The 9778-nt window shown below is 55.0% G+C and carries 7 protein-coding genes; all 7 read left to right on the forward strand.

What is annotated here, in order from left to right; all coding sequences use genetic code 11:
* On the forward strand, positions 1 to 1453 hold a 1453-nt coding region (locus V7Z56_RS15575; protein WP_334130493.1), incomplete at its 5' end, for an undecaprenyl-phosphate glucose phosphotransferase.
* 289 nt (positions 1454 to 1742) lie between these two features.
* Entirely contained in the window at positions 1743 to 3380 is a 1638-nt protein-coding gene (locus V7Z56_RS15580; protein WP_334130494.1) for a hypothetical protein, read from the forward strand.
* Positions 3381 to 3391: 11 nt separating this feature from the next.
* Positions 3392 to 4207, forward strand: coding sequence for a CpsD/CapB family tyrosine-protein kinase (locus V7Z56_RS15585; protein WP_334130495.1), 816 nt, complete (start codon positions 3392 to 3394; stop codon positions 4205 to 4207).
* A 75-nt stretch (positions 4208 to 4282) separates the two neighbouring features.
* Positions 4283 to 5818 carry a VPLPA-CTERM-specific exosortase XrtD gene (gene xrtD, locus V7Z56_RS15590; protein WP_334130496.1) on the forward strand — a complete coding sequence of 512 codons (1536 nt, stop codon included), beginning with the start codon at positions 4283 to 4285 and terminating at the stop codon, positions 5816 to 5818.
* 33 nt (positions 5819 to 5851) lie between these two features.
* The gene (locus V7Z56_RS15595; RefSeq protein WP_334130497.1) at positions 5852 to 7171 is read left to right on the forward strand and encodes a polysaccharide pyruvyl transferase family protein; all 1320 of its coding nucleotides are present in this window, start codon (positions 5852 to 5854) and stop codon (positions 7169 to 7171) included.
* Between the two features lie 50 nt (positions 7172 to 7221).
* Positions 7222 to 8616 (forward strand): oligosaccharide flippase family protein, encoded by a 1395-nt coding sequence (locus V7Z56_RS15600; protein ID WP_334130498.1) that lies wholly within the window; start codon positions 7222 to 7224, stop codon positions 8614 to 8616.
* Between the two features lie 128 nt (positions 8617 to 8744).
* Positions 8745 to 9778: Coenzyme F420 hydrogenase/dehydrogenase, beta subunit C-terminal domain (locus V7Z56_RS15605; RefSeq protein WP_334130499.1), on the forward strand; the 1034-nt coding region annotated here is incomplete at its 3' end.

Here is a 9778-nt window from a genome sequence, read left to right on the forward strand (position 1 = left end):
CAGATTAGAAGATAAATCTACCGTCATGAAATATACCTCCTACCAGGGGAGCGGGTATCCTCTTTCCTCGCGCGTTCTGTCGCGCATTTTCGGAATGCTTGACGTATTCTGGCTCGTGGTTGCCGGGATAGCCACATATTACGTAGTTATCGGCGGCAATCTCTTTGCCGACGAGCCTTATCTTTACGCAGTAATCCTCGCCGCTATTTTTCTGCATTTCATCGGCCGCTACGCGCGGATTTATTCTTTCTCGACGCTGCTTGCGCCGCTGACCAATCTGCCCAATCTCGCCATTGTCTGCCTGACGACTTTCATGCTGCTGCTGGCGGTGGCGTTCTCGCTCAAGGTTTCCGACAATTACTCGCGTATCTGGATGTACAGCTTCGGCTTCTTTTCATTTGCCGTCATTGTTCTCTACCGGATCATCGCCTTCTTCATTATCAACTATCTGGCCGAACGCGGCATCTGCACGCGGAAAATTGTCGTGCTGGGCGGCGGCAAGCAGACCGAGCAGCTGCTGCATCAGCTTGACCGGGAAAAGCCATCCGTCAACAAGGTCGTCGGGATCTTCGATGATCGGATCGGCCGCGTCGGACCAACCGTTGGCGGCTATCCACTGCGCGGCAATCTCGAGGCGCTGATCCGCTTTGTCCGCGAACATCACGTCGATGACATCATTGTCGCCCTGCCGTGGAACGCCGATGAGCGGCAGCTTGAAATCGTCAGCCGCCTGCGCGAGCTGCCGGCGCATGTGCATCTCGTCTCCGATCTCGTCGGCTTCCGCTTCCCGCACCGGCCCTCGCCGAACCATTTCGGCGGCCTGCCGATGATCGAGGTGGTGAATTCCCCGCTTTCCGGCTTCAAGATCATCATCAAGGCGCTGGAGGACCGCATCCTTGGCAGCCTCGCCATTCTTCTGTTCTCGCCGATCCTGATCCTCGTCGCGATTGCGATCAAGCTGGAGAGCAAGGGTCCGGTCCTCTTCAAGCAGAAGCGCTACGGCTACAACAACAAGATTTTCGAAATTTACAAATTCCGTTCGATGTATCATAACGGCGAAATTCCGGAGAAGACGGTTCAGGCGTCGAAGGAGGATCCGCGCATCACCCGCGTTGGGAAATTTATCCGCCGCACCAGCCTTGACGAGCTGCCGCAGCTGTTCAACGTGGTTGGCGGCACCATGTCCCTGGTTGGCCCGCGTCCGCACGCGGTTGACCATAATGAGGAATATTCGGCGCTGATTGATGGTTATTTCGCGCGCCACAAGGTCAAGCCGGGGATTACCGGATGGGCGCAGGTAAAGGGCTTTCGCGGCGAAACGGACACGCTCAAAAAAATGGAAGCCCGCGTCAATTATGACACCTACTATGTTGAAAACTGGTCCCTGTTCTTCGATCTGCAGATTCTGTTCATGACAATTTTCGTCGGTTTCGTAAATAAAAATGCCTACTGACAGACCGGCGCCTTGAAACGGGATTATCGCCGGCTATTTATGCGACCAGTGCGGGTATTCAGGTTGGCCGGCGACAGCGGGACAGAGAGGCCGGGAAAGCCGAAAATTTTGGATATTGTTGCTTATTTATATCAGAACCAACGTTTCTTTAACCCTTTGAGCATAAGAAGAACACATTGACCTGTATTAATCAGTGGAAAAGCATGTAGAATATTAACCATACTGGCGCGGTGGCGCCCGACGATATTTTACGAATGCTGATTGAATTTGAACATATTTGAGTGACGAGATGAGTCAGGAATACACTCTTAATCCGGAAGAAGCCTCGCCGATAAATATCGAGCGGATAATTTCGGCAGCCAAACGGCGGTTTCTGTTTTTTCTGATTCCGTTCTTTTTACTGGTCGCGGCGAGCATTGCGTTGATCATGGTGCTGCCGCCGAAATATGCCTCCTGGGGCACCGTGCTTGTCGAGACGCAGCAGATCTCCCCCGATCTCGTGGAATCGCTTATCACCACGGATCCCGACCAGCGTATCCGGATGATCGAGCAGCGCGTGATGACGCGCGAAAACCTGCTGAAGATCATTGATAAATACAACGTCTATGGGGACGAGAGAAAGATCCTGACGGTTTCCGATCTGGTCGAGAAGATGCAGAATGAAATCGGGATCGATGTCATTACCTCGTCCTTCAGCGAGAATCGCCGGGGCGATACCACCATCGCCTTCACGGTTGCGTTCAACCATCACGATCCGCATATCGCAACGGATGTCGCAAATGAGCTCGTGACTCTGTTCCTGAGCGAGAACGTCCGCACCCGGACCGAGCGCGCGTCGGAAGCCACAGCGTTCCTGTCGGAGGAAGCCGACAAGGTCCGTCGCCAGCTGACACAGGTTGAGAGCGAACTCGTCGCCTACAAGCAGAAATACAAGGATGCACTGCCCGAGCATCTCGGTCTGCGCCAGAGCATGCTTGAGCGCTCCGAGATCGATACGCGGGACCTGCGCCGTGACTTGCGCACGCTCGAAGAGGAAAAACGCTATCTTGAGATCGAACTTACCGCTGCGCGCTCCGGCCTGACCGGCCTTGCGGGCGAACAGTCGGAGCTTGCGCGGAATCTTGCCACGCTGAAAGATCAGCTTCTCGATGCCTCGACGCGCCTCACCGATAATCATCCGACAATCATCGGCCTGAAAAAGCGGATTGAAGCGCTTGAAAAGCAGGTCGAGGAGGAATCCGCCCGCGCCCGCGCAACCGCCGCCCAGGGGGGATCCGGCACCGATACCTATAACCCGGTGGTCGAGAGGCTGCAGATCCGGATCGCGGCAACCGAGGCGAAGATCCAGGAGACCCGTAACCAGATTGCCGCCACTGCCCGGAAAATTGCTGAGCTCGAAGCGATCATTTTGGAAATCCCGCAGGTTGAACGCGGCCTGAGCGTGCTCGACCGGACCCATGCGGACCTGCTCGACAAGCTGGCCTCACTTGAATCGAAACAGGCGCAGGCGCAGCTTTCCCAGAATCTCGAAGAAGAGAAAAAGGCCGAGCGCTTCGTGCTGCTCGAGCCGCCGATCGTCCCGACCGAACCCTATTCGCCGAACCGCAAGAAGATACTCGGGATCGGCGGGTTCCTTGGCATTGCCCTCGGGGTTGCCTGTGTCTTTCTGGTCGAGATGCTGGATCGCCGGATTTACAGTGCGTCGGAGCTTGAGGCCGTTCTCAAGCACCCGCCGATTGTCTCCATTCCGTATATTCAGACCAAGTCGGAGTCAGCGCGCCAGCGGATCAAGATCATGCTCTATATGCTGGCGCCCGTCGTGCTGTTCGCCGTGCTCATGGTGCTGATTCACTTCTTCTACCGGCCGCTGGACGAGATCTTCTACCAGCTCTGGGTCTCGGTTGACCGTCTCTTGTTGAAACTTTAAAGGGGGTTCGTTTGGAACGTATCAAGGAAGCAATCGCGAAGGCGCGCCAGAAGCAGGACGGCGCCTTCTCCGATCGTGAGCATACTGCCAGAAAGGCCCTGAAGAAGACCGATGCGGTGGATGCCCCCATCGTCTATAAGGAGACGCGCATTGTCGAGCTAGACCCTGCGCATCTGGAAGAGCATCGGATCATCACGATGGACATCGAAGATCCGAATTCCATCAGCTTCGATATCCTGAGAACGCAGATTCTGGCGAAGATGGAGGCCAATGGCTGGCGGACACTGGCCATTACCTCTCCGACGCCGGCCTGCGGCAAAACGGTTGTTGCCATCAACCTCGCGCTCAGTATCGCCAAGCAGACGGACTATACGGCTCTTCTCGTCGACTTCGATCTGCGCCGGCCGCAGGTGGCCGCCTATCTCGGACTGCCGCGCGAAAATGATCTCGCCGATTATCTCGACGGCAAGATCGAGCTTACAGACGTCATGGTCAATCCGGGAGTGCCGCGCTTTGTCGTGCTGCCGAACCGCCGGCCGATGAAGAACTCCACCGAGCTTCTGACGTCGCGCAAGGTGAAGGCTCTCGTTGAGGATTTGCGGGATCGCTATGACAAACGTATCTGCATCTTCGATCTTCCGCCTCTCAAGTCGACAGACGACGCCATCGCGTTCCTGCCCCAGGTGGATTGCGTTCTGATGGTTGTCGCGAGCGGCGAGACGAAACCGAGCGAGGTAAAGGATTGCCGGCGCCAGCTGCAGTCCAGCAACCTTCTTGGTGTTGTGTTGAACAAGTCGACGGAAGTCGCCAAAACATATTATTACTAGGTCCCGCAGAAAATGGGTACCGTCCGAGCGTCTGCTCCGGGAGTACGGAAAACACCGGGTAACGGGGGGATGAAAGTGACCTTGCGACGGATTGAGTGGATGCGGATGCTGTTGCCCGTCCTGTTGCTGTCGCTTTTCCTGCTGTATATCCCGGACGGCGCGCTGCTTTGGCATGCCTGGACAAATGTCGAGGAGTTCAATCACGGGCCGCTGATGCTCGCCGTCGCGCTCTATCTGCTGTGGGCGCGGCGATCGCTGCTTGCCTTTCCGGATAAGCGCGGCAATTGGATCGGGCTGGTCATCTGCGTTGTTGCCGGCGCGCTTTATGCGCTTGCCATCAAGGCGGGGATCGAGAATATCCGCCATATCAGCGTGCTTCTGATGATCCTCGGCCTGTTTGTCGTGTTCGGCGGCATCACTTACGGCCGCTATGTTCTGCCCTCGCTCATCCTGCTGCCGTTTGTCGTGCCGCCGCCCGCCTTTCTGAACGCCAATCTGACCTATGGGTTGCAGCTTCTGTCAACGGATATGAGCGTCGGGATGATGCGCTTCGTCGGCCTCTCCGTCTTTCAGGACGGCAATATCATTGACCTTGGGACGCTCAAGCTCGCGGTGGTCGAGGCTTGCGCAGGTTTGCGCTATCTCTATCCGATGATCGGCCTTGGCGTGCTGCTCGCAATGTTATTCGACATTCCGCTCTGGAAGCGCGCCCTCTTCGTCGTGCTCGCCGCCATTGTCTCGGTCATCATGAACAGCGTGCGCATCTTTCTCACCGGCGCCATTGCCGAATGGTCGGGGACCGCGGTCTCGGACGGATTTTTCCATTTGTTCGAAGGTTGGGTCTTCTTCCTCGTCTCCTTCATGGTGATGCTCGGTATCTGCTATCTCACGCTGAGCCGGGCCGAGAGATCGACGTTGGGCGGTGGCGTACTGCGCGTCGCCGCACCGCAGAGCGATCAAGGCGTCCGCTCGCTCCGTCCCGGTCCCGTTATAGGTGCTGTCCTCTTTCTGGCAGCTCTTATCGCGGCCGTGCTGCTGATCCGCGCGATCGAGCCCGAAATCCCGGCGCGGCGCGCGTTCAACAGCTTTCCCCTCAAGATCGACGACATGATCGCTGAAGAAGATGTTCTGCCCGGCGTTGAGCAGACGATCCTCAACATGAGCGACTATTTCCTCGGCCATTATCGGGAGGGCAGCGCGCCACCGGTCACGCTGTTCATTGCGTATTACGATCAGCAATCGGCCGGTAGTACGCCGCATTCCCCGCGGGTCTGCATTCCCTCCGGCGGATGGGAGATCGAGGAGCTGTCCGAAATCACGCTGATGAACGGCGATAAGGCGGTTCCCGCAAACCGCGTCCTGGTAACGCATGGGGAGAACAGGCTTCTCGTTTATTACTGGTTCAAGCAACGCGGAAAGTATATAGCCAATGAATATGCGGCGAAGATCAACCTTTTGTGGGGCGCGCTGTCGTCAGACCGGACGGACGGAGCCCTGATCCGTCTGACGATGCCGGTCGATGCCGCGACGCCTGCCGCCGCCGCGGACGTCAGGCTTACGGAATTTGCTCAGGAATTATTTACTGTTCTTCCGGCATATGTACCGGATTAAAGCGTAGAGTGAATGTATGGCAGGAAACGAGTAATGTCGGACACAGGATCTGCAATCAGGATTGGCCTCTTCGGCGCGGCGCCGGATACCTCCAATATGGGGGTGTCCGCGCTTTTCGCCTCGACCGTTGAGGGGATCACGCGGTTTATTCCCGGCGCGCGTTTTTCCGTTTTCGACAACGAGCTCGGCAAGCGGACACAAACCCACCACTTCTCCGAAGGCGTTCATATCGACGTCGAGCATATCGGTATCCGGGCCGGTCACCGCTATTACCTGCATGAAAATCTGGTGACGATCTCGGCCCTGTCGCGGCTTGGCGCGCTCGGGGCGGCCTTTAACTCCGTGATCCGCGATATCGACCGCTTCGATGTCATTCTTGATATCTCCGGCGGCGACAGCTTCAGCGACATTTATGGTGCAAAGCGCTTCTTGAGCGTCGTTCGGCCAAAACTGATCGCACTCAAGCGGAAAATTCCGCTGATCCTGCTGCCGCAGACATATGGTCCCTATGCCGATCCGAAATTCAGCGCCGTTGCCAATCGCGCGGTGCAGGGCGCCGATATGGCCTGGGCGCGTGATCCGAACAGCTTCGATATCCTGAAGTCGATGCTGGGGCCGCATTTTGATCCAGAAAAGCACAGGAGCGGCGTCGATTTCGCCTTTGCGCTCGGCACTCGCAAAGCGGACGATCTAATCGGTCCCGTCCTCGCCCGCCTGATTTCCGAACGACAGAACGAGGCCCCAATTGTTGGCCTAAATGTTAGCGGTTTGATCTATAATAATCCGCAGGCGGCTTATTCACAATATGGCTTCAAGGCGAATTACCGGGAAATCATCCATGGTTTCAGCAACTGGTTGATGCGGGAAACTGACGCTAAACTGGTGCTTATCCCGCATGTCATGAGCGATAGCCAGTATATTGAATCAGATTTTGCTGCCTGTATAAAGACAGCGGCTTATCTGCCGGAGGAACATTCTCAACGTGTATTTGTTTCTCCCAATACGCTCGATCAGAACCAGGTGAAATGGCTGATCTCCAACATGGATTGGTTTTGCGGAACACGTATGCATTCGACCATTGCCGCCCTGTCGCGCGGTGTACCGACGGCGGCGATCGCTTATAGCGACAAGACAAAGGGTGTATTTGAGACGTGCGGTCAGGCGAAGGAGGTCTATGACCCGCGAACTCTGGACGCCCGCGCGATAATCGACGGGCTTAAGACCTCTTTTCTACAACGTCAAGCGACAGCAGAACGGTTGACGAATATTCTTCCGTCGATAAATGCCCTTGTTGATGACCAGCTTCAAGTAATTACCAGAAAAATTGCGCATTTTTCCCGTTTGAAAAACTGAAACACTGAAAGCCCCGGCAATTGCGGATACATAGTTTCATAAAAGGAGGAATGATCCTTTCATTCGGAAGCATCATCGGCGGACTATGTACTTTCGGCCGAAATATTATCATCACGCGATTAATTAGTGTTGAAGATTATGGAATTGCCGCAACCTTCTCGATCACGATGACGTTAATACAGATGTCAACGGGGCTTGGCGTAGACCGCCTGATAGTTCAGGCAACCGACGGTAATGACCCCCGATTGCAGGCGACAGCCCATGCATTCAATATTTTGCGGGGTATCGTTCTCGCACTAATTTTATATGTGGTAGCTAGCCCGGTTGCGAATCTTTTTGATTTGCCGGAAATTGTTTGGGCTTTTCAATGGCTTGCTGTCTTGCCGTTGATTTCTGGCTTTGTCCATATGGATTCCGCCAGATTCCAACGTAACATGCGATTTGCCCCGTTGGTTTTGATTGATAATGTTTCCCAGATTATCGTGCTTATTTGTGCGATACCGTTGGCGCTTTACTTAAAAGATTATCGCGTCATGTTGTGGGTAATCACAATCCAGGCGGTCTGTACCGTCATTCTGTCCTACATTTTCGCAGAACGCCGTTTTTCAGTAGCCTTTGATAAGGTCTATCTTAGGAGGATCTTCTCGTTTGGATGGCCCTTAATGCTGAATGGTCTTCTGATGTTCGGCATTTTCCAAGCGGACCGCAGCATCGTTGGTATTGCTTATAGTATGGAAGATCTCGGCTGGTTTAGCGCAGCATTTATGCTCACCCTGTTTCCAACAATGGTGTTGATGAGCGCCTCACAGAATCTGTTGACGCCAATGATTGCGAAATATCAGCAAGATCCTCAGGAGCTCAGCAATAGTGCCGTTGTTACTACAAAAGCGTTTCTAACGATCGGCGTCTTGATCATAACCGGACTGGGACTTGCGGGCCCAGCGTTGTCAGTCGTACTTTTCGGAGAAAAATACCACGAGGGCGCCCATTTCATTCCTTGGCTTGCGCTAATGCAGGGAATAAGAATGGTCAAGGCCGGACCGACAACTATTGCGATTGCATGGGGTAAAACAAAGCAACCTATGTACACCAATTTAATCAGAAGCATTGCTCTTCCGCTATCTCTGCTGGCTGTCTGGTATAACTGGGGCGTCACCGGAATTATTTTGAGCGGTGTTCTGGGAGAGCTGATGGCGACGATTTTCTTTATTTATCTAATCCGAAAATCTGTCGGCATGAGCGTCTCATCCCTCTCCGTCATGCTTGTTGTTTCGATTGGCCTGGTTGTGGGGGCGCTGCTTTTGTCAATGCAATTTGCCAAAGGAACAAACCCGGTATTTGAGATAGGAATCGGAATTGCTTACTCTCTGATGGCGCTGGTTATTTGTCTTTTTCTCTCTAAAGATCTGATACGTTGGGCAAAGCAAGCATCGGTACATCGATAATTTTGTTTCCCAATGTGGGTCAGACAGGGATTTTAGCTGAAAAGCTCTTTGCGGCCTTAAGAAATTTTGAAGTTAGTTCGTTTAGGGTCTGACATGCAGGAGTAAAGCGTTTTATAGGAACAGTAGTTGTGACCAGAGGCATCACTAAAATTACCGACGTCACCACGCGTCAGCTTTGCACGGGCTGCGGGGCGTGCGCTTTTATGGAGCCGGAGCGGTTTGAGATGGCGCAGGCGATGGAGCTGGGCCTCCGACCTTTCGTGCGCGACGATGCCCCGCCCGAGACCGGCCTTGCCCTGAAATCCTGCCCCGGTATCAATCTGACGCATGACTATCCCGCGGATATGCCGGACCTGAAGACGGAGCTCGCCGATGGCTGGGGCCCTGTACTCGATGTCTGGGAAGGCTTTGCGAGCGACGAGACGATCCGGCGGGGCGGTTCGAGCGGCGGGGCGGCGACGATGCTCGCGCTTTTTGGTGTCGAGAAGAAAGGCTTCGCCGGCATTCTGCACACCGCCGCAAGCGAGAAATATCCTTATCTCAACGAGACGGTGATGAGCAGAACCCGCGCCGAGGCCACAACGCGGACGGGGTCCCGCTATGCCCCGGCGAGCCCCTGCGACGGGCTCGATATGGTCGTTCGCGAAGCGGCGCCGTCGGTTTTTATCGGCAAGCCCTGTGATGTCGCGGCTGTGCATAAGGCGCGCAAGCTCGATCCGGCGCTCGATCAGAAAGTTGGGATCACCATCGCGTTTTTCTGCGCCGGCACACCATCGTTGAAGGGCAATCTGGCCCTGCTGGAGAAAGTCGGCGTCAAAGATCCGGCGCAACTTAAGTCGCTGCGGTATCGCGGCAATGGCTGGCCGGGCCTCTGGACTGCCGACTATACCGATGAAAACGGCACGCCGCAGACGGCGCAGATGACCTACGCGGAATCTTGGGGATTCCTGCAGAAATACCGGCAGTGGCGCTGCTATATCTGCCCCGATCACACCGGCGAGTTTGCCGATATTGCCGTTGGCGATCCGTGGTATCGCCCGATTGAGGCAGGAGAGCCCGGCAAATCCCTGATCGTCGCGCGGACGGAAAAGGGGCGTCAATATATTCTTGACGCCGTGAAGGCCGGCTATGTTACGCTTGAAAATCATGACCTGTCGCTTTT

It is taken from the genome of Sneathiella sp. (assembly GCF_036844445.1).
In the GTDB taxonomy this organism is placed as follows: domain Bacteria; phylum Pseudomonadota; class Alphaproteobacteria; order Sneathiellales; family Sneathiellaceae; genus Sneathiella.

Bases quoted from the DNA above. Each gene is read 5' to 3' on its own strand.
- V7Z56_RS15580 (WP_334130494.1), top strand. From the start codon at position 1,743: ATGAGTCAGGAATACACTCTTAATCCGGAAGAAGCCTCGCCGATAAAT.
- V7Z56_RS15595 (WP_334130497.1), top strand. From the start codon at position 5,852: ATGTCGGACACAGGATCTGCAATCAGGATTGGCCTCTTCGGCGCGGCG.
- V7Z56_RS15600 (WP_334130498.1), top strand. From the start codon at position 7,222: ATGATCCTTTCATTCGGAAGCATCATCGGCGGACTATGTACTTTCGGC.